Source organism: Microbacterium sp. STRO-2N, from assembly GCF_057747775.1.
The window spans coordinates 2,927,661-2,947,671 of the sequence record NZ_CM173223.1; the positions used below are offsets into that span (position 1 = coordinate 2,927,661).

Consider the following 20,011-nt stretch of genomic DNA (forward strand, 5'->3'; position numbering starts at 1 on the left):
TGACGCCGTGGATTCGAAGCCCGTCGTTCGCCCGATCACCGAGCCCGACGTGGCTTCGGTCAGCGCGTTCCTGCACACGCACCTCAACGACCGCGTCGCACCGTCCGCGTGGGCACGTCTGCTGACACCGCCGTGGCGGTCGCCGGCCGACAACCGGGGATTCCAGCTCGTCCTGGGCGATCGAGTCGTGGGAGCGTACGCCGCCGTGTACTCCACTCGTCAGCGCGGCGGCGAGACGGTGCAGGTCTGCAACCTCGCGGCGTTCTGCGTCCTCGAGGAGTACCGCAACCAGAGCCTGCTGCTCGTGCGCGCGATGCTCAAGCAGAAGGGCTATGTCTTCACAGACCTCTCCCCCAGCGGAAACGTCGTCGCGATGAACGAGCGTCTCGGGTTCCAACGGCTCGACACCGCGACGCGTCTGACTCTCAACCTCGGTTGGCCGAAACGGCGCGGCATCCGGATCTCGCAGGATCTCGACGCCATCGCGGGGACGGTCAGCGGCGACGACGCGCGCATCTTCGCGGACCACCGCACAGCACCCGCCGCGAATCATGTCGTCGTCACCGAGGGCGGACGTTACGCCTACCTGATGTTCCGCACCGACCGCCGCAAGCGTCTGCCGATCTTCGCGACGCCGCTCCATGTCGGAGGAGACCGGCGACTGCTCGAACGGGCGTGGGGCGCGGTCGCGGCGCGGTTGATGGTCTCGCACGGGCTCGTGGCGACGCTCGCGGAGCGTCGCGTGCTGGGCTTCGCACCTCGCCTCGGCGTCGAGCTCGCACATCCGCGCGCCAGGATGTTCCGCGGCGACGGCATGGCGTCCGACGACGTCGACTATCTCTACAGCGAGCTCGCGCTCGTGCGCTGGTGACGCGTCACGCGGCGAGCTTCTCGTCGACGAACGACGTCAGCGTTCCGACGGTCTCGAACAGCTCGGCGCCGAACTCGTCGTCGTCGATCGTGATGTCGAAACGGTCCTCGAGCGCGCCGACGAGGGCGACGACGCCGAACGAATCGAGCTCGGGGAGCGAGCCGAACAGCGCCGTGTCGGGCTGCAGGTCCTCCGGTGACTGCTGGAGCTCGAGGGCGTCGATCAGGACGGCGCGGACGGCGTCGAGCGTGGCGGTCATCGTGGGCTCCTCGGTCGGGTAGGGCGGGACGTGGGCGTGCGGAGTCGGTTCATCATACGAGCACCTCGGCGGGAGCCGGGTGCCCGAGGAACGCGGTCGGGCTGGCGGTGAGGCCGTAGGCACCCTGCTGGAAGATGACGATGAGATCGTCGATCTGCGCGTCGGGCAGCTCGACGTCGTCGCCGAGCAGGTCCAGCGGCGTGCAGAGGCATCCTACGACGGTCACGGATTCGTCGGCCGCCGTGGCGACGCGGTTGCCGACGGCGAGCGGGTAGTTCCGACGGATCGCCTGTCCGAAGTTGCCGGACGCCGCGAGCTGGTGGTGCATGCCGCCGTCGACGACGAGGAACGTCTTGCCGCGCGAGATCTTCCGATCCACGACGCGCGTGACGTAGACGCCGCACTCGCCGACGATGTAGCGCCCGAGTTCGACGACGGGATCGGCATCGGGGAACCGCTCCGCGATCCGCCCCTCGACCAGGTCGCGCAGATTCGACGCGACGGCGTCGAGGTCGAGCGGTCGGTCCTTGTCGGTGTACGGGATGCCGAACCCGCCGCCGAGGTTGAGGTACCGCACCGGCGAGGGCAGGTGGTCGGCGAGCGCCGACACCAGCTCGACGGTGTTGCGCTGCGCCTCGGCGATGATGCCGGCGTTGAGGTTCTGCGAACCGGCGAACACGTGGAAGCCGAGGATGTCGACCGCCCGGCCGAACTCGTTCAGCACTGCGGGCACCTGCTCGGCGTCGATGCCGAACTGCTGCGGACCGCCGCCCATGCGCATGCCGGAGCCCTTCACGGCGAAGTCGGGGTTCACCCGGATCGCCACGGTGGGCTGGACGCCGAGATCGTCGCCGGCGGCGATGACGCGCCCCAGTTCGGTCGTCGACTCGATCTCGACGATGATGCCGGCCGCGACCGCCTGGCGGATCTCGGCGGGCGTCTTGCCCGGGCCGGCGAAGCTCACCCGGTCGGGACGGATGCCGGAATCGAGCGCATGCTGCATCTCGAGGGCCGACGCGACGTCGATGCGGTCCACGCGTGTCGCGAGGTGATGGACGACAGCCGGCATCGGATTCGCCTTCATCGCGAAGCTGAGCTGCAGCCGGGCCGGCAGCGCGGCGCGCAGCCGGTCGACTCGGGCGTCGAGGAGGGATCTGTCATATGCGAAGAACGGCGTCGATCCGACTCGCGCTGCGAGGCGACTGAGCGGCATCCCGCCGACGCGCAGCTCGCCGTCGATCGTTCCGAACGCCTCGGCGTGCTCGAAGGGCTTCATGTCGATACCTCCGTCTTGATCAGGGGGCGATCGAACTTGCCGTTCGGCGACCGCGGCAGGTCGTCGCGGATCTCGATGCGCGAGGGGATCATGTACGCCGGGAGCAGCGGGCGAAGGGCCGCGAGGAGCGCCGCTTCGGTGAGTCCGTCACCTGACGGTGCGACGACCAGCACGATCCGCTGCCCGAGCGCCGCGTCGTCGACGCCGACCGCGACCACGTCGCGGACGATTCCGCTGCTGTACGCGGCCTCTTCGATCTCGGTGGGGCTCACGCGGTACCCGGAGGTCTTGATCATGTCGTCGGCCCGGCCGACGAACGACAGGAAGCCGTCCTCGTCTGCGACGACCGTGTCTCCCGACCACACCGCCAGCTCGGGAGCGCGCCACTCCTGGCCGGGGCGGTGCACGGGGCGGAAGCGCTGCGCCGTGCGCTCAGCGTCGTTCCAGTACCCGAGCGCGACGAGGGCGCCGCGGTGCACGAGCTCGCCCGGTTCTCCCGGATCGCACGGCGTGCCGTCGGGGCGAAGCACCAGGATCTCGGCGTTGGGGATGGCCTTGCCGATCGACCCCGGTCGCGCGTCGACCTCGGACGGGTCGAGGTACGTGGACCGGAACGCCTCGGTGAGGCCGTACATCAGGAAGGGCGAGGCTTCGGTGAACAGTGAGCGGAGCCGGTCGAGCGTGGGCCGCGGCATCCGTCCTCCCGTGTTCGCCCAGTAGCGCACCCGGCGCACCGCGTCGTCGGGCCAGTCGACGTCGGCGAGCTGGAGCCACAACGGCGGGACCGCCGTGAGACCGGTGACACCGTACTCGGCGCACAGCTTGGGCACGTCGCGAGGCAGCAGGTAGTTCATCAGCACGCAATGGGCGCCGACCGCGAACGCCGTTGTCACCTGGCTGAGGCCGGCGTCGAAGCTCAGGGGGAGCACGCTGAGGATGACGTCGTCGCTAGTGTTGCCGAGATAGGTGCTGACGCTCTCGGCGCCGACGATGAGGTTGCGGTGGCTGAGGACGACGCCCTTCGGCTTGCCGGTGCTGCCCGACGTGTAGAGGATGGCCGCTGGGTCCAGGTCGATCACGCCCGACGGACCGGGATCGCCGTCTGCGAGCTGACCGTCGTTCCAGCCATTGACGCCGTGGTCCCCGGATGCTTCCGGCACCGCGTCGCCCACGACGATGACGTTCGCGACGTCCGAGCCCGCGAGCGCGGCCGCCAGCTGCCCCAGCCGATCGGCGGAGGTGATGAGGACTGTCGCACCGCTGTCGGCGAGGATGTGCCCGACTTGGAGGGGTTTGAGGACGTGGTTGACCGGCACGAAAAGCGCTCCGGCGGCCGAGGCGGCGAAGATCGCTGCGACGGTCTCGAGACGTTTCTCCAGGTAGATCGCGACGCGGTCTCCGCGCTGGACGCCGATGCTCCGCAGCTGCGCGGCGGCGGCGCGCGCCGAGCGCCACACCTCGGCGTAGGTCGCCGTGTGTCCCCGGTAGGTGAGGGCCGCGGCATTCGGCCGGGCGGCCGCCTGCTCGGCGAGGAGGTCGTGGACGTTCGCCCGGATCACGGGGCCTTCCTCTCGCGCAGGTACCGCTCGAACTCGGCGGTGTCTTCGAGCGGGACGTAACGGCGTCCCTGGGCATCCACGTCGGGTGCGTTCTGGGTCGGCGGCACGGCCGGCCCGGGCTGCGAGAAGCCCGTCAGCTCGTCGTACACACCGACGTAGGCTTCCGCCTGCGGGCGCCAGTCGAGCGCGCTCGACACACGCTCTCGGGCCTTGACCCCGAGCGCGACACGTCGGCCCGGGTCGTCGGCGAGCGCCTCGATGGCGTCGGCGAACGCCGCGATGTCGCCCGAGGGCACGTATACGACGCAGTCCGCCCCTGAGACGCGGGTCTCGACGAGATCGAATGACACGGCGGGCAGGCCGTACGCCATGTACTCCATCGTCTTGTTCATCGTGGACACGTCGTTGAGCGGTGTCTTGAGATCCGGGCTCAGCCCGATGTCGGCCGCGCTCAGGTGTTCGGCGATGGCGACGCGGTCGACGCGCCCGGTGAACCTGACGCGATCGTCCAGCCCGAGGCGCGTCGACTGGGCCTTGAGGTCTTCCAAGCAGTCGCCGAACCCGAGAAGGGTCGCCGTGATGTCGGTGCGCCCGCGCCTGCGGACGAGCTCGTCCATGACGAGCAGCACCTGGTCCACGCCGTCCTGCGGACCCATGATGCCGAGGTACGCGAGGTTGACGACGCCTTCGGCGTGCGGTCGCTCCGGATAGATCGGCCGCATCTGCTGCGTGTCCGGTCCGCTGCGGACAACGGTGACGTGACCGGGACGCCGGTCGCCTCGACGGACGGCGACGGCCTTGTACGACTCGTTCGTCGAGATGACGCGATCGGCGGCGCGGAACGTGCGGCGCTCGAGCCAGCGCAGCCCTCGGTACTCCAGCTTCTTCAGGAACCCGGTCGGCTTGCCGAAGCGCGAGATGAACAGTTCCGGATTGAGATCGTGGTGGTCGAACACGAAGCGCACGCCGAAGGGTCGCCACAGCAGCGCGAGCAGCCAGTAGGTGTCGGGCGGATTGCACGCCTGGATGATGTCGAACCGACCGCGGCGACGCGCCGCGAGCGTCAGCAGCGCGGTGCGCACCCAGCTGTACGCGAACTCCCACGCGAAGCCGAGCAGCCCCTCGGCCTCGGGAGCCGGCGCGTACTTGTAGATGTCGACACCGTCGATGCGCTGCCGCGACGGGTCCCCTGGACCCTTCGGGCAGATCACGCTGACTCGGTATCCACGCGCGAGGAGCGCCTGACATTCCAACCACACCCGGCGATCGAGGGGCACGGGAAGGTTCTGGACGATGATCAGGATGTGCGGAGGCCCTGAGGCGTTCCCTCGACGAGTCACGTGATCTCCTTCTCTGAGCTGCGGTAGGTGCGGTCCCGTCCATGCCGCGGCAGGTACGCTGCCAGATCGCCGAAGACCGGACGGACGAGCAGCCAGGCGACCGTGGCGTGCGCCGACAGGACAGCCAGCCCGGCGAGGATGATGCGGATGATGTCGGGCAGCGCCCCCGTGACGGCGACGACCCCCAGCCCGGCGGCGCCGCTGACGAGCACGGTGGCCATGAGGAAGACGAACGGGCGCGCGAACGAGCGCACCGGCGTACGGATCAGGCCGGCCACGAGGAACCATCGTCCGATGGTCGCGATCACGGCGACGATGAGGAACCCCACGGCCACCGCGACCAGGCCGCTGTGCACGGCCAGTGCGGTGACCGCGACCGTGAGGATATCGACGACCAGTGCGTAGAAGAACCACCGGCCGGGTCGTCCGAGACCGTAGAACAGGCCGTGATCGAGGGTCGCGCCGACCACGACGGTGCCTGCGAGGGCGAGGAACTGTGCGACGCGGAAGCTCTCCTCCCACCCCGGGCCGAAGACGATCGGGATGATGAGTGGGCCTGCAACGGCGAGCAGCACGAGCGGCGGCGCCATCACCGCGTAGATCATCCGCAGTGCGCGCGTGTACGCGGCGGTCAGACGCTCGGCGGAGTCCCGCAGCTTGGCGAACGCGACGGTGGTCACCGGCAGCACCGCGGCGCCAGTGAGATCCTGCACGATCTGCACCAGCTTCTGCGCGATCGTGAGGTATCCGAATGCGGTGAGACCGAGCACCGCCGACACGATGGCGGCCTCGACAGCCGCCCTCGTCATCGCGACGAGCTCGACGCTCAGCACCTTCGTGCCGAACGTCGTCATGGCTTTCAGCTCCGGCCACGAGAAGAGCCACGAGGGCAGCCACCGCGCTGCGACGCACGCGAGGACCGTCATGACCACCTGGGACGAGAGCGTCTGACCGACCAGTGCCCACACTCCCAGACCGCCGAGCGCCATCGCGATCGCCACGACCTGCGCGACGACGGAGGCGACGAGACCCTGCACGGCGAGCGCACGGAACTGCATCCGACGTCGCAGCAGCGCCGTGGGCACCGACGACACCCCTGTGCACAGCACCGCGATCGAGAGGACCTGGATCACGGGGATGACGTCCGGGGACGAGAACACCACGCCGAACAGCGGCGCGGCGATGACGAGGACCGCCGTCAGCACGAGCCCTGCGACCGCTGAGAACCAGAAGCCGGTGCTGAGCACCCGCTGGTCCGGGGCATCCGCCTGCACGATGTACGTCGCGAAGCCGAGGTCGCTGAGCAGGTAGAAGAACGGCAGCACGGTCATGGCCGCCGCCACGACGCCGAAGTCCTCGGGGCTCAGCAGGCGCGTCAGGATGGCGATCGTCGCGAGCCCCGCGAGGCGCACGACCCACTTCTGCGCGGTGAGCCACAGGACACCCGAGGCCGCTCGGTGTCCGAGCGGTGTCTCCGGTCCGACCGATGACGCGTCGTCGACCATCGCGTTCACTCCGCCGCCGCGCCATCCGAGCCGGGTCCGTACACCTCATCCTCGATGATCCGGACGATGTCCGCCTGGGCCTTCGTCCACGCGAAAGAACGCACGGATGCCGCCGCGCGCGCGGGGACGGAAGGATCGGCGCGAGAGATCACGTCGCTGATGGCGGTGGCGATGCCGCCCGGTGTGGGCGGGGCCCACGCAACGTTGTCGTTGATCAGATCAGCGCGGGAGTGCGGCGAGTCGTTCACGACGGGGATGGTCCCCGCCGCGAGCATCTCCTCCGCCACCAGCGAGATGTTCGTGAACGACATCGCGATCCCCGCGATGCAGCGGTTGTAGAGCGCGTTGAGCTCTGCGGGCGTCAGCCGGCCGTGCTGGGTGGCGGGGAATCCGAGGTCGCGCACCACCGATCCGTACACATGGATGTCGACATCGGGGTGCCGGCGGTGGAACTCCTGGAGGGCGAGCTTTGCGAGCCAGAACCCGCGCCGCGGCACGTCCGGCCGGGCGTAGAGGACGACCCCGGTGCGCCGACTCCCGTCGAGCGGTCGATAGACGGCGGTGTCGCAGCCGAACTCCGTGACGTCGGCAGGTACGCCCGCTTCGGATCTGAGCAGGTCGCCCACCATGTCACCGAGCGCGATGTTTCGGAAGCCGAAGCGGTAGCTGTCCTCGGCGAGAGAGTACTCCGACCCGCGCGGATAGAAGAACGGCTCGTAATCCTGGATGAAGTACAGGTAGCGCATCGGCGATGCCGCGCGCCGGGCGGCGACATGCGCCGTCTCCCAGCCCGAGGCGACGATCGCATCGACACCCGAGATGCCGTCGCGCGCATCGTGCACCTGGGCGCGCAGGTTCGGCCACCACGAGCGGATGACCTCGGTCTGAGCGGAGACATCCCCGCCATAACGGTCGTAGAGGAACAGGTGGCAGCGGTGGCCTGCCGCCTCGACCGCCTCCACCATGCGGAAGAGCGTCGTGTGGCCGCCGGAGCCCGCCCGCGGGGGTACCGTGATCCACCCCACGTCGAGCGGCCTGCCGCGTTCGGGCCGCTGCGTCGGAAGACTCAGCTCGAGGCGAGTGGAGTCGGCGATGTCGCTGTCCAGCAGCGGCTCGTCGAGACTTCCCACGTCCAGCCGGTGGCCGAGGGTCCGCACCGCGCGGCGGACGACAGCCCGCGGCCCCTCGTGCCGCAGCACGGCGAGCGCCTTCGCGACGGCGCTCACCGGACGCCCTGGGCGCTCATGTCGCGGACGGCAGACGGGGACCATTCGAGACGGCGTACGGCTCGGGACGGCCGGAATCGTCCCGCAGTTCGACGCTCGATCGCGCGCTCGATCTTCGCCCGCAGCATCCCCGCTTCGAACGGGAGGTCTCGCAGCCACGCCGCGCGCGACGCATCCTGCGCCACCCGGTCGTAGAGATCGGTGAGTCGTTCCGCCATCGCGGCCAGTCCGAAGTTGTCCGCCGCGAACCTGGCGCCGAACGCACCGCGCAGGGCGCGCAGCGCCGGATCGGCGATCATCCCGGCAAGCGTCGCCCGCAGGCGCTCGGTGCCGTCGGCCACGTCTTCGGGACTCCAGAAGCTGTTCCGGAACAGAGCGGAGGAGCTCGCCTCGGTGAACGCCTCGCTCCAGCCGTGCTCGCCGAGCACCACGAGAGGCTTGCCGAACGCGAGCCCTCGCGCAGCCGAGCTCCCCATCCCGAGCACGATGTCCGCCGCCGCATATGCAGGCCGGGGGTCGGCCATCGCCCCCGTGAACCGGACGGCGTCGCGCCCGAGGCCTCGGTTGACGTCGTCGGCCAGCGAAGCCAGCCGCGCGTGCGCGTCTCCCGTGCCGACGACGAGGAGGCGCACGACCGGATCCTCGAGCCCCGCGACCGCGGCGATGGTGTCCTCGACGCCTCGCGCCTTCATCTCCTCGGCCAGCCGACCGACGATCACGAGCAGGACGTCGTCGGGTCCGACGCCCCACTCCGACCGGAAGCGAGCGGCGTCGACCGCGGTCGGCGAGTCCTTCTCCAGGTCGACCGGCGGGCTGATCAGCGTCACGCCTCCGGGGCGACCCTCCAACTCATCGCGCAGGTACCCGGTGCCGATCACCACGGGAACACGCGGATGCGTGCGGGGATCGAACGTCATCTCGTAGATCGTGCGAACCAGTGCACGACGCCCCAACCGCCCGGGCCCCCAGTACGCGGCGCGCTCGGACGTGCTGAAGCAGTGCACGACCTCGGCATCGACGCGGCGCGCCCAGGCCTCCAGTTCGCGTGCGTGACGGCCGATATGGGCGGGGCGATCGTAGGGCTCGACCGTCACGCCGTACTCGGCTGCGACGTCCAGCAGCGAAGATCCGGACGGCGGAAGCGAGTCTCGCGGTCCGATGAGCGTGCTCTCCCATCCCCGCGATCGTGCGGCCGCCGAGAGCTGCACTGCGTTGATCTGTGCGCCGCCCAGCTCGAGACTGTCGAGCTGGACGAGCACATTCCGTGTCGTCACAGCGACACCGACCTCGCCGGCACCGCACTGCGAAGCACCTCTGCGACGCGCACCTGCTGGGTCTCCGAGAGGTGAGGGAACATCGGCAGCGACAGAATCTCTTCGGCGGCATTCTCCGCGACGGGGAACGCGCCGCGCGGAATCCCGAGATGCGAATACGCCTCGGTGAGATGCACGGGAGTCGGATAGTGGATGCCTGTTGCCACCCCCTGGTCCGCCAGGTGCGCAGCGATCCGCTCGCGGTCGTCCACGCGGACGACGTAGAGGTGCCACACGTCGGTGTTCCCCGGACGCACCTGTGGCAGGCGCACCCCGTCGACGTCGGCGAGGAGCTGCTCGTACCGCGCGGCCGCCGCGCGACGCTGATCGTTCCAGCGTTCCAGTCGACGCAGTTTGGCGCGGAGAACCGGCGCCTGCAGGGCATCCAGGCGCGCGTTCATGCCGATACGGTCATGGACGTACTTCACGGAGCTGCCGTGGGCCGCCATATTGCGGACGAACGCCGCGATGTCGGCGTCGTCGGTCATGACGGCGCCGGCGTCGCCTGCCGCGCCGAGATTCTTCCCGGGATAGAAGCTCGTGGCGCCCACGCGCCCAATGGCGCCCGCACGACCGGTGAGCGATGACGCTCCCTGCGACTGCGCTGCGTCTTCGACGATCGCGAGGCCGTGCCGCTCCGCGATCGGCAGCAGTCGCTCCATCGGCGCGGTCTGGCCGAAGAGGTGCACGGGAGCGATCACGCGAGTGCGGTCGGTGACGGCCGACTCGACGGCGTCCGGATCCATCAGCAGGTGCTCATCGTCGACGTCGACGAAGACCGGACGCGCACCGATGCGGGATGCCGCTTCGGCTGTCGCGACGAAGGTGTTCGCCGGCATGATGACCTCGTCGCCGGGCCGAACGCCGACGGCGCGGTAGGCCAGTTCGAGCGCGTCGGTGCCGTTGGACACACCGACGACATGCTCCACACCGATGTACTCGGCGAACTCGCGCTCGAACGCAGTCACCTCCGCACCGCCGATGAAGCCGGCTCCGGACAGCTGCTCCTGCCACACCGGCAGCACCTCATCGGCGATCTCGGCCGACTGCGCGGCCAGGTCGAGAAAGGGAACCTTCTCGCTCACGTTCTTCCCCCCAATCGACGCGCCGGCACGCCGGCCCACGTCTCGTCCGGTGGCACGTCCCGCAGCACCACCGCTCCCATCCCGACCGTAGCCTGTGCGCCGATCGAAATCCCCTGACGCACCGATGCGTTCATGCCGATGTACACAGCCTCACCGACACGTACGCCGCCTCCGAGAGCGACACCCGAGGCGAGCGTTGCGAAGTCCTCCAGAACGCCGTCGTGCGTGATCGTCGAGTTCGGCATGACAACGACGTGCTGTCCGATCCGTGCGTCGGATGTGACCACCGTGCCGTCGAGCAGGATGCTGCCGGGCCCGACCGTGCTCGACGCGCCGACCCGAGCGGACCGGGCGACGAACATCGCGTAGCGATCGTCGGTCACTCCCAGCGTCTGCAAGCGGCGCACGATCCTCTGCCGGGATACGCTCGGGCCCACGCACACAAGCAGCTGATCGGTGCGCACGGCGGCGTCCTCGAGCGCGCCGACAACCGGTACGCCGCCCACCTCGGTGCCGTGCAGTTCCACATCGTCGTCGAGGATGCCGACGACGCCGGTCATGCCGGCTGCGAGCACTTCGCGGGCCAATCCGCTCGCCCCCACAAGCAGTACGCCGGTCACGCCACTGCACCCCCGCAGGTGCGCAGCACGTCGATGACCCGGTCCTGATCCTGATCGCTCAGCGCGTGGAAGACCGGCAGGATGAGGGTGGTGTCGTTGAGGTGCTCGGTGGCGGGCAGACCCTGACCCGGCGTGAGATGGCGGTACGGTGCCTGTCGATGCGCGGCCATGATGCCGCGTCGCGCCGAGATGTCGGCGTTCGCGAGCGCCTCGAGCAGTCCGTCACGATCAGTGGGATAGTCCTCGCCGACCTCCACCCAGAAGGACTGGAAGTTGCCGGTCCCGTCCTCAGGGTCGGCCACGGCCCGCAGGCCCGGGATCATGGCGACCGCGTCCTGGTACCGTGCGGCGATCTCGCGGCGGCGAGCCACGATCGCGGGCAGGCGCCCAAGCTGCACGAGACCGACGGCGGCCTGCAGGTCCGTCATGCGGAAGTTGAATCCGACCTCGGTGTACTCCTCGGCGGGCGGCAGCACCGACTCGTGCCGATCCGCGGCCGAGACGCTCATGGCGTGCTCGCGCAGCTGTCGGGCGCGGTCTGCCCATTCGGGGTTCGAGGTGGTGAGCATCCCTCCCTCGCCGGTGGTGAGGAGCTTGCGCGGGTGGAACGACCACGTGGCGATCTCGGCGCCGGCGCCGACCGGCCGGCCCTTGTACGTCGAGCCCGCGCCGCACGCGGCATCCTCGATCACCACGATGTTCAGCTGATCCGTGAACGACCGGATGTCGTCGATGTCGACGGGCACACCGCCCTGGTCGACGGCGATCACGGCACGAGTCTGCGGCGTGAGCGCGTCGGCGACGGTGTGGCCGGTGACGTTGCCCGTGACCGGATCGACGTCGGCGAAGACCGGGTTCGCGCCGACGTAGCGCACGGCGTTCGTCGTGGCGATGAACGAGAAGGACGGAACCACGACGTCGTCGCCCGGCTTGATGCCGGCCACGATCAGTGCGAGATGAAGCGCCGTCGTGCAGCTGCTCGTGGCAACGGCGTAGCGCGCCTGCATCGCCTTGGCGAACTCCTCCTCGAAGCGCGCCACCCGGGGCCCCTGCGCGACCCATCCGCTCGCGATGGCTTCAGCCACGGCATCCGCCTCCTCCTGGCCGAGCCAGGGGACCATGACGTTGATGCGCTCGCTCATGACACCGCCACCGTGCGGCCGGCCGCGATCTCGTCGCGCAGCGGGCGCCACCAGTCGACAAGCTGACGCAGGCCCTCCTCGAGGCCGATCGTCGCCTCGAACCCGAGGTCGCGCTTGGCGGCGGACGTGTCGGCAAGCCGTCGGGCGACGCCGTTGACGGCGCGCTCCGGTCCGTGCTCTACGCCGAGATCCGAGCCCATCACTCGCAGCAGCGCCTCCGCGAGCTCGAGCAGGCTCGTCTCGGTGCCGCTGGCGATGTTGTACGTGCCCTCGACGACGTCGCTCTCGGCGGCGAGGACGTTCGCGCGAGCGATGTCGGGCACGCACACGAAGTCCATCGTCTGCCGGCCGTCACCGAAGATGAGAGGCGGCTTGCCGTCGGCGATGCGCTCCATCCAGCGCACGAGCACCTCGGTGTAGAGGCCGTGGACGTCCATGCGGGGGCCGTACACGTTGAAGTAGCGCAGCAGCACGTAATCCAGCCCCTGCATCGCACGGAAGCTGCGGATGAGCCCTTCATTGAACGTCTTTGCGGCGCCGTAGAGCGTGTCGTTGTTCTCGTGGTGGTGACGCTCGCTGGTCGGGAACTCCTCGGCCATTCCATAGACCGACGCACTCGAGGCCGCCACGAGCTTCTTGACGCGGTGCTTGGCTGCTGCCTCCACGACGTTGAAAGTGCCGTCCACGAGCACCTCGAGCGCCAGCCTCGGCTCTTCGGCGCATTGAGTGATGCGGATGGCGGCCTGATGGAACACGAGGTCCTTGCCGGCGGTCAGGTCGTCGACGAGCGCCGCGTCGCGGATGTCACCGTCGACGAGCTCGACACGACCGCTCGCGAGCGCGTCGTCCAGATTCGCGCGCCGACCGCGCACGAGGTTGTCGAGCACGTCGATGTGGGAGACCCCCGCATCGAGCAACTGGTCTACGAGCGTGGAGCCGATCGTGCCGGCGCCGCCGGTGACGAGCACACGGGCGTCCTGGAGCTGACTCATACGACGAGGTCCTCACTGAGTTGAAGGGAAGCTGTAGATTGCGGGGCGCCGGCGTGCTGCAGACTGACGGCGGATGCCTCGAGCACGGAGAGTACGCGCAGTCCCGACTCTCCGCTGGTCCGTGCTGGTCGGCCCTCACGGATCGAGTCCGCGAATTCGCTCGCGACATTGGCGAGGGCCTCGCGCTCGGGCAGCGCCGGCGCCCACGTGTCGCCCAGTCGGTAGGAGATCGTCGCGGCGCGTGTGTCGGCCGTCTCGAGCGACTGCGTTTCGAGGTCGACGCCACGGTCGTACACGCTGACGCGCTGCTGCGGGTTCAGGTCGTCCCACACCAGCGTGCGGCGCGTGCCGCCGATGACCATCTGACGGATCTTGGTAGGGCTCAGCCAGTTCACGTGGACATGCGCCATCGCGCCGCCCGCGAGCGGCATCGCGAGATAGCCGACACAGGACTTCCCCGTCCGCAACGGGTCGGCGCCGTGGGCCGAGACGCTCTCGACGTCGAGGCCGCCGGGAAGGATGAAGTCCATGATGGACAGGTCGTGGGGAGCGAGGTCCCAGAAGACGTCGACGTCGGGCTGGATCAGGCCGAGGTTGATGCGGACGCTGTCGACGAAGAGGATGTCGCCGAGGAAGCCGTCGTCGATGAGCTCGCGGATCTTCAGCACGGCCGGCGTGTAGCAGTACGTGTGGTCGGCCATCAGGGTGAGGCCGCGCTCCCGCGCCTCGCGTACCATCTCGGCGCCGCGATCGCGCGAGTCCGCGAGGGGCTTCTCGACGATCACGTGCTTGCCCGCCCGCAACGCCGCCATCACGATCGGGTGGTGGGTCCGCGCGGGCGTGGCGACCGCCACGGCGTCGATCGTCGAGTCAGTCAGCACCTCGTCGAGGTCGGGTGTGACAGCGACGCCGCCCACTCCGTCGGCGACCCGCTGCGCGCGCTCGATGTCGAGGTCGCAGATCGCAGCGAGCTCCCAGTCCGGACTGGCCCGGAAGTTCCGCGCGAGGTTCGGGCCCCAGTAGCCGGCCCCGATCACGGCGATGCGAAGTCTTTCAGTCACGATTCCCCCATTACGTGAACGTCGATTTTGAGCATGCGGTTGAGATGCTATAGGTTGCCCGCGTCACGAGCGCAGACGTGCGGTTCAGCCGGCGGGTGTGAACAGGACGTCGACCCAGTAGTTGTGAGACGACCACCGCACCGGATACTCCCGCGAGTACGCGTATGCGCTTCCCTCGGCCGGGACCGTGAACGGACCGGAGCTGAGCCCGTTCTGGAACCCGTTGATGTCGACGGCGTATCGCCCGGTCGAGCTGAAGAGACCGACGCGGTACTCGTGGCCCGGCTCGAGAAGGACCGGCGTGGAGAAGTGCGCCGTCTGCCAACCGTCCTCCGTCTCGTCGACGAAGGCGACCTCCGCGAGCTTCGCGCCGTAGTCGCGCCACAGGTATCCCGTGTGCTCACCGGTGTTCGCGCTGCCCTTGTAGAAGCGGATGGCCGTCGCCTGTCCCTCGACGTTCACGGAGAAGCGGGTTGCCACCTGGATCGCGTCGGGATCGTCCCACGCGCCGTTCTGCGGAAGCGCATCGCCCAGGATCGAGACGGCGTCGACGACCGGCGGCTCGGTTCCGGTCGTGAACGTCCATTCGCCGCCGGTGACCTGCTTCCCGGGCACCGTCACGACGGCGCTGTAGCTCGACGACCAGGCCAGCGGTTCGTGGGGGGTGAATGCGACGGTCCGCGTCGCGGCGTCGTAGGCGACCGCGCCGGCGATCGGGCCCGTCGGTCCGCTGAGCGTGACCGCCGCGTCCGGCTCATCCGTGGCGAGCGTCGCCGAGACGATGGTCGTCGGCACGACGTCGCCGGCGCCGGCCGCCGGCCCGGTCGACTCCACCGCCACGGCGGTGGGCGTCGGTGTCGGCGTCGGAGTCGGCGTCGGAGTCGGAGTCGGAGTCGGAGTCGGAGTCGGAGCGGGAGTCGCCCCCGGCGTGGAGGCTTCCGGGAACACGACCTCCGCGTCGACGTAGTACGCGGACGAGCTGTAGCTGCTCGTCGGGAAGCCGCCCCCGGCTCCGTAGAGGAACCGGCCGTTCGCTCCCGACGGCGCCGTGATGCGTCCGCTCACCTTCGGCGTGGCGAAGTAGTTCTCCGCGATCGCGAACCGGCCGTTCGGGGCGAGGTACGACACGATGTAGGTCTCCCCCGGCTGCACCTCCACCGGGTCTTCGAGTTCGACGCGCTGCCATCCGGATGCGGTCTCGCCGGTGAAGATCGCACGGCCCATCACCTCGCCGCTCGAGGACCACAGCGTTCCCCGGTGCTCGCCGGTGTTGGCCGTGCCCTTGTAGAAGCGGATCGCCGTCACCGTTCCCGGATCGGACACGGTGAAGGCCGTCCCGACCTCGACCGGCTCGTTGTCGACCGACATCGCGATCGTCGGCACTTCCGAGCCGAACAGCGTTTCGACGGTGCCGATCACCGGCGTGCGCTCGGTGCGGAACGTCCACGAGTCCAGCGGTGCCCCGTCGAGGGTCACGGTGGCGGTGTACGTCGTGTAGTGCTCGAGCGACGAAGCCGGCTGGAAGGCGGCCAGGCCGGTCGACCGATCGAACGACGATGAGCCTGCGACGGTCCCCGCCGGACCGGTGACCGTCAGCCCGACGGTCGCGTCCGAAGGAGCCCGCTCGACGCGGGCCGACACCGAGGTCCCGACGTCGACGTTCGTGGCTCCTCGCGCGGGCGTCACAGTGCCCACCTCGGGCGGAGCACCCTCACCGCTCTGCTGCGTGACGAACTCGACGTCGACGAAGTAGTTCGTCGAGTTCCAGGTCTCGATCGGCATGACGCCCCCGCTGCCGTAGCGGTACCGGCCGTTCGCCGGCGCCTCCGTGGTCAGCGGGCCGCTCGTCACGGGCGACGCGAGCGCCGCGCTGGTGTACGAGTAGTTGCCCCGCGGTGCCAGGTACGACACCGTGTAGACCTCGCCCGGCACGATGGCGACCGGCGTCGACAGCAGTGCGCGCTGCCATCCGGACGTGGTCTCGTTCTCGAACTGGACCTGTGCGATGCGCTCGCCGTTCGCATCCCACAGCGAGCCCGTGTGGGTGCCTGTGTTGCCGGGTCCCTTGTAGAACCGGATGGCGCGGACCTCACCGGCCACGGCGCTGGTGAACGCCAGGCCGAGCTCCACCGACGCCGTGTCGGTCGTCTCGGCGGCGACCTGCGGGGTCGCATTGCCGAAGATCGTCGTCACCGCCTGCTGGCCGTCGGGGAGGACCGAGAAGGCCCACGAGACGGGCTGACCCGCCACACCGTTCGTACCCACGATGCCCGTGATGGACACGCTCACGGTGGCCCCCGAGGGCAACGGCGCAGCCGGAGTGAACCGCACAGTCTTGCCGTCCGACGTGAGGACCCACGAACCGTCCACCGCGGAGTCGCGCACCGTCACCGTCCCCGTGTACCCGTTGACGATCGGCTCACTGAAAGTCGCCGAGATCGTCGAGCCCGGGGCGACGTCGGACGCGCCGGCGGCCGGGCTCAGCGACGTCGCGACAGGGGCCGGAGTTGCGCCGCCCGAGCGCTCGAAGACCACATCCACGAAGTAGTTCGTCGTCGACGACTGGTTCGGGAAGCCGTTCGCGTACGTGAAGGCACCGCCGTTCGCAGGCACCGACAGCGGGCCTCGGCCGTAGCCCGCTGCACCGAATTGGCCCAGCGTGACCGAGTAGGCGCCTTGGGGTGCCAGATACGACGCCACGTAGGTCTCGCCCGGCACCACCTGGATGGGCTGATCGAGCACGATGGTCTGCCAGCCGTGCGACGACTCCGTCGTGACGGCCTTGCTCGCGAGAGGCGAGCCGTCCGCACGCCACAGGTTCACCGTCCGCGGCCCGACGTTGCGGTCGCCCTTGAAGAACTTCAGCGCGGTGACGGTCCCGGGTGCGTCCACGGTGAACCGCACGCCGAGAGTCACCAGGTCGTCATCGACGTCCGCGTCGATCGTCGGGCGCGAGCTCTCGGGGAACAGCGAGCACGGGCACGTGCCTTCGGGCAGGTCCGTGGCCTGCGTCGTGAACTTCCACGCGGAATCCGCCGCGAGACCCACACCTGCGGTGTCGGTGCCGGACGGGGTGACGGTGTAGGTGGTGGACGCGGTCCACGGGGACGACGGTGCGAACCGGGCGGTCCGGGTCGCGGCGTCGTAGGACAGGGTTCCCGCGACGTCGGTACCCGCAGCATCTTCGATGACGACGCCCACCGTCGCGGGATCGGCGTCACGTGTGAACGAGAACGTGACCGGCGCGTCGAGCGGGACGCTCGAGGAGTCGGCCTGCGGCGAGCGCGACGCGATGCGCAGCGGCGAGGTGTCCGACTTGTCGAAGACGACATCGACGTAGTAGTTGGACTCCTGCCACGTCTCCGTCGGTCGCGTCCCCGCGTTCCCGAACACGCCGGCGGCGTCGGCTCCGACCGCGTCCGAGACGACGAGGGGCGACGTGGTCCGCGAGAGGTACGGCCAGTAAGCACTGGTCATGGCGTAACCGCCCTGCGGTGCGGTGTACGACACCGTGTACTGCGTGCCCGCGAGCACCTGGACCGGAGACGTGAAGAGGGCCGTCTGCCAGCCCGAGCCTGTCTCGTCGGCGAAATTGACCGTCGCCAGGCGCGCGCCGTCGGGACCCCACAGCGTGCCGGTGTGCGTGCCGGTGTTGGCGGGACCCTTGTAGAAGCGGACGCCCAGGATGAACCCGTCGGCCTCGGACGTGAACCTCAGGCCGAGCTCGACCGACCCGGAATCGTTCGCCGAGGCGATCTCGGGAGTCTCGTTGCCGAAGACCGAGTATGGCCCCGTGACCGTGATGTCACGGCTGACCCCCGCGCGAGCGAAGTTCGCCGAGTCGTCGATGGCACGCGCGAGGATCTTCTGTGCACCGCTGCCCTGCTGTACGTAGGTGTAGCTCCAGTTCGTCGTGCCGGTGGCCGGATGCCACGACTCGCCGCCGTCGGTGGACACCTCGACGCCCGCCACGCGGCCGCCAGAGTCCGAAGCGGTCCCGGTCACCGTCACGTTCGTGCCGTGCGCGACCTCGGCGCCGGCGGCCGGCGACGTGATGGTCGTGCTGGGCGGGGTGCTATCGCTGCTGGCGGATGCCCTGTCCAGCCCGCTCATGAGCGTCTGCGGCTGCGCGCCCATGTCGGCGAGCAGGTTCACCTGCGCCTGCTGCATGCGCGGGTCCGCGGGCACCTGCACGCCGTCGTGCTCGCTGTCGAGCCCCCAGCTCCACTGCACGCTGCCCGCCGAGAACACCAGCGCACCGCTGGCCGCCCGGTACAGCGTGACGTGGTGCTCGGTCGTGCCCGGCACGACGACGTTGCCGTAGTCGGTGAGGTACTCGGGCGTGGGCCCCACCGTGGTGGAGAGCCGGATCAGGCCTTCGGGGCGGAAGCCGTTGTCGATGTCCTCATTGGACTCGTAGCCGACCGTCTGGTCGGCGAGTTCGACCGACGTTCCGCTGGAAAGCGAGTCGAGCGGCGTATGACGCCACAGCCGGGTCTTGCCCTCTTCGGAGTTGACCGTCACCGGCAGGTACACGTTGTTGACCATGTACATCGTCCCGGTGAGAGCGTTCTCGGGCGAATGGCCGCCTTGCGACGCATCCGCGAACCGCGGATCGCGCCACGTCCCCGTCCACTCCGGGCTGGACGTGTCGATCTTCGCACCGCCACGGTTGGCGGCGTTGCCCCACGTCTCCTTGTACGACACCAGGGTGCGATAGGGCGTGCTCGAGCCCTCGGTCGAGGGCTCGTAGCGTGTGCGCCAATACCCCTCGTTGCCGGTGAGGAACTGCAGGTTCACGCCGGCGTCGCGCGCGGCCTCGATGTTCGCCCGCTGCGCGCCCGACCAGTACTCGTCGTGGCCTACCGACATGAACACCCTGTGGTTCAGCAGCTCATGTCCTCGGCGGTCGGTGTCGACGCCCGCGATATAACTCACGTCGTAGCCGTTGCGTTCGAGGAAGCGCACCGTGGCGTACTCGGAGCTGAAGTAGAAATCGCGCTTCTCGACGCCCTGGCGCGTGGCGAAGGGGCGGTTGTAGCTGACCTTGTAGGCGCGTCCGTTGGCCGCCCCCTGATAGAAGTCCGAGCCTCCATACGTGTTGTACGCGTGCCACGTGGGGTCGGAGGTCTGGAAGAGCACGTCCGAACTGTTTCCGTCGTTACGGACGATGAAGATGATGTGGCTGTCGCCGCCGTCGTCCTCGCGGATGAGTCGCGCGATGTAGACGCCCGAGACGGCGTCGGCCGGTACGTTCCACGACGCCGAGACGTCCCACGTTCCGCAGTCGTAGAGCTCGGTCACCTCGTCGTCGCGGCACTCGGGCTGGTCTTGGGGCAGCGGCACCGAGGGGTTCACCGTCGTGATGTAGCGCGCACCGAGGCCCTGATACCAGCCGGTGCGGTAGATGCGGATGCTGTACGCCGAGGCATCCGTGTCGATCTTGAAGTCGATCTTCTGGCCGGCGTTCACCGAGATGTCGGTCGCGAAGCCCTGGATGGACGGATCGCCGGCCCCGTCGATGTCCCACTCGTCCGGCGATGTTCCCGGCTTCTGGTTCTCGCACGCGATCGCGTTGACGTCTGGTCCGCACGGGCTCGCGGCGGCAGCCCGCACCGGCGCGTCGAAGGCGATGAAGGCGGTGATGATGAGCGCAGCGATCGCGACCAGTGCCGCCCAGCGCACGGCACGGCGCGACGGTTCGCGCGTTCCCCAGATGACGTTCGTCATGATTCCCCAATTCCCGCCGCATGCAGCGGGTC

General features: G+C 69.3%; 14 protein-coding genes. 1 reads left to right on the forward strand and 13 read right to left on the reverse strand.

The features are described from left to right. Positions 1-7 precede the first annotated feature (7 nt). Positions 8-871 carry a hypothetical protein gene (locus tag AC3ANN_RS13685; protein ID WP_488337931.1) on the forward strand — a complete coding sequence of 288 codons (864 nt, stop codon included), beginning with the start codon at positions 8-10 and terminating at the stop codon, positions 869-871. A 4-nt stretch (positions 872-875) separates the two neighbouring features. Here AC3ANN_RS13685 and AC3ANN_RS13690 read toward each other — a convergent pair whose 3' ends face one another. The 13 genes from AC3ANN_RS13690 to AC3ANN_RS13750 all read right to left on the reverse strand — a co-directional run bounded on the left by AC3ANN_RS13690 (position 876) and on the right by AC3ANN_RS13750 (position 19,979). Continuing rightward, a complete protein-coding gene (locus tag AC3ANN_RS13690; RefSeq protein WP_488337932.1) occupies positions 876-1,130 on the reverse strand; it encodes an acyl carrier protein in 255 nt (84 codons plus the stop codon). A gap of 52 nt (positions 1,131-1,182) precedes the next feature. Continuing rightward, positions 1,183-2,406, reverse strand: a complete 1,224-nt coding sequence (locus tag AC3ANN_RS13695) for a pyridoxal-dependent decarboxylase, exosortase A system-associated (RefSeq protein ID WP_488337933.1) — start codon at positions 2,404-2,406, stop codon at positions 1,183-1,185. Beyond that, positions 2,403-3,965, reverse strand: coding sequence for an acyl-CoA ligase (AMP-forming), exosortase A system-associated (locus AC3ANN_RS13700; protein WP_488337934.1), 1,563 nt, complete (start codon positions 3,963-3,965; stop codon positions 2,403-2,405). Before AC3ANN_RS13700 ends, AC3ANN_RS13695 begins: the two co-directional genes overlap by 4 nt. Then, positions 3,962-5,305 (reverse strand): glycosyltransferase family 4 protein, encoded by a 1,344-nt coding sequence (locus AC3ANN_RS13705; RefSeq protein ID WP_488337935.1) that lies wholly within the window; start codon positions 5,303-5,305, stop codon positions 3,962-3,964. Before AC3ANN_RS13705 ends, AC3ANN_RS13700 begins: the two co-directional genes overlap by 4 nt. After that, a complete protein-coding gene (locus AC3ANN_RS13710; protein WP_488337936.1) occupies positions 5,302-6,810 on the reverse strand; it encodes a lipopolysaccharide biosynthesis protein in 1,509 nt (502 codons plus the stop codon). Before AC3ANN_RS13710 ends, AC3ANN_RS13705 begins: the two co-directional genes overlap by 4 nt. 5 nt (positions 6,811-6,815) lie before the next feature. Next, positions 6,816-8,036 carry a rhamnosyltransferase WsaF family glycosyltransferase gene (locus AC3ANN_RS13715; RefSeq protein ID WP_488337937.1) on the reverse strand — a complete coding sequence of 407 codons (1,221 nt, stop codon included), beginning with the start codon at positions 8,034-8,036 and terminating at the stop codon, positions 6,816-6,818. Further along, complete coding sequence (locus AC3ANN_RS13720) at positions 8,033-9,310, reverse strand: glycosyltransferase family 4 protein (protein ID WP_488337938.1); 1,278 nt, start codon at positions 9,308-9,310, stop codon at positions 8,033-8,035. Before AC3ANN_RS13720 ends, AC3ANN_RS13715 begins: the two co-directional genes overlap by 4 nt. Then, positions 9,307-10,434, reverse strand: a complete 1,128-nt coding sequence (locus tag AC3ANN_RS13725; RefSeq protein WP_488337939.1) for a DegT/DnrJ/EryC1/StrS family aminotransferase — start codon at positions 10,432-10,434, stop codon at positions 9,307-9,309. The genes AC3ANN_RS13720 and AC3ANN_RS13725 overlap by 4 nt, the downstream gene beginning before the upstream one ends. After that, positions 10,431-11,054 carry an acetyltransferase gene (locus AC3ANN_RS13730; RefSeq protein ID WP_488337940.1) on the reverse strand — a complete coding sequence of 208 codons (624 nt, stop codon included), beginning with the start codon at positions 11,052-11,054 and terminating at the stop codon, positions 10,431-10,433. The genes AC3ANN_RS13725 and AC3ANN_RS13730 overlap by 4 nt, the downstream gene beginning before the upstream one ends. Beyond that, on the reverse strand, positions 11,051-12,196 hold the full coding sequence (locus tag AC3ANN_RS13735) for a DegT/DnrJ/EryC1/StrS family aminotransferase (RefSeq protein ID WP_488337941.1): 1,146 nt from the start codon (positions 12,194-12,196) through the stop codon (positions 11,051-11,053). Before AC3ANN_RS13735 ends, AC3ANN_RS13730 begins: the two co-directional genes overlap by 4 nt. Further along, the gene (locus tag AC3ANN_RS13740; RefSeq protein ID WP_488337942.1) at positions 12,193-13,188 is read right to left on the reverse strand and encodes an NAD-dependent epimerase/dehydratase family protein; all 996 of its coding nucleotides are present in this window, start codon (positions 13,186-13,188) and stop codon (positions 12,193-12,195) included. The genes AC3ANN_RS13735 and AC3ANN_RS13740 overlap by 4 nt, the downstream gene beginning before the upstream one ends. Next, positions 13,185-14,249 (reverse strand): Gfo/Idh/MocA family protein, encoded by a 1,065-nt coding sequence (locus tag AC3ANN_RS13745; protein ID WP_488337943.1) that lies wholly within the window; start codon positions 14,247-14,249, stop codon positions 13,185-13,187. The genes AC3ANN_RS13740 and AC3ANN_RS13745 overlap by 4 nt, the downstream gene beginning before the upstream one ends. An 84-nt stretch (positions 14,250-14,333) precedes the next feature. After that, positions 14,334-19,979, reverse strand: a complete 5,646-nt coding sequence (locus AC3ANN_RS13750) for a DUF4082 domain-containing protein (protein ID WP_488337944.1) — start codon at positions 19,977-19,979, stop codon at positions 14,334-14,336. Positions 19,980-20,011 lie beyond the last annotated feature (32 nt).

Coding starts and splice junctions, on each gene's coding strand:
- AC3ANN_RS13690 (WP_488337932.1), bottom strand. CDS start 1,130: ATGACCGCCACGCTCGACGCCGTCCGCGCCGTCCTGATCGACGCCCTC.
- AC3ANN_RS13695 (WP_488337933.1), bottom strand. CDS start 2,406: ATGAAGCCCTTCGAGCACGCCGAGGCGTTCGGAACGATCGACGGCGAG.
- AC3ANN_RS13710 (WP_488337936.1), bottom strand. CDS start 6,810: ATGGTCGACGACGCGTCATCGGTCGGACCGGAGACACCGCTCGGACAC.
- AC3ANN_RS13735 (WP_488337941.1), bottom strand. CDS start 12,196: ATGAGCGAGCGCATCAACGTCATGGTCCCCTGGCTCGGCCAGGAGGAG.
- AC3ANN_RS13740 (WP_488337942.1), bottom strand. CDS start 13,188: ATGAGTCAGCTCCAGGACGCCCGTGTGCTCGTCACCGGCGGCGCCGGC.
- AC3ANN_RS13750 (WP_488337944.1), bottom strand. CDS start 19,979: ATGACGAACGTCATCTGGGGAACGCGCGAACCGTCGCGCCGTGCCGTG.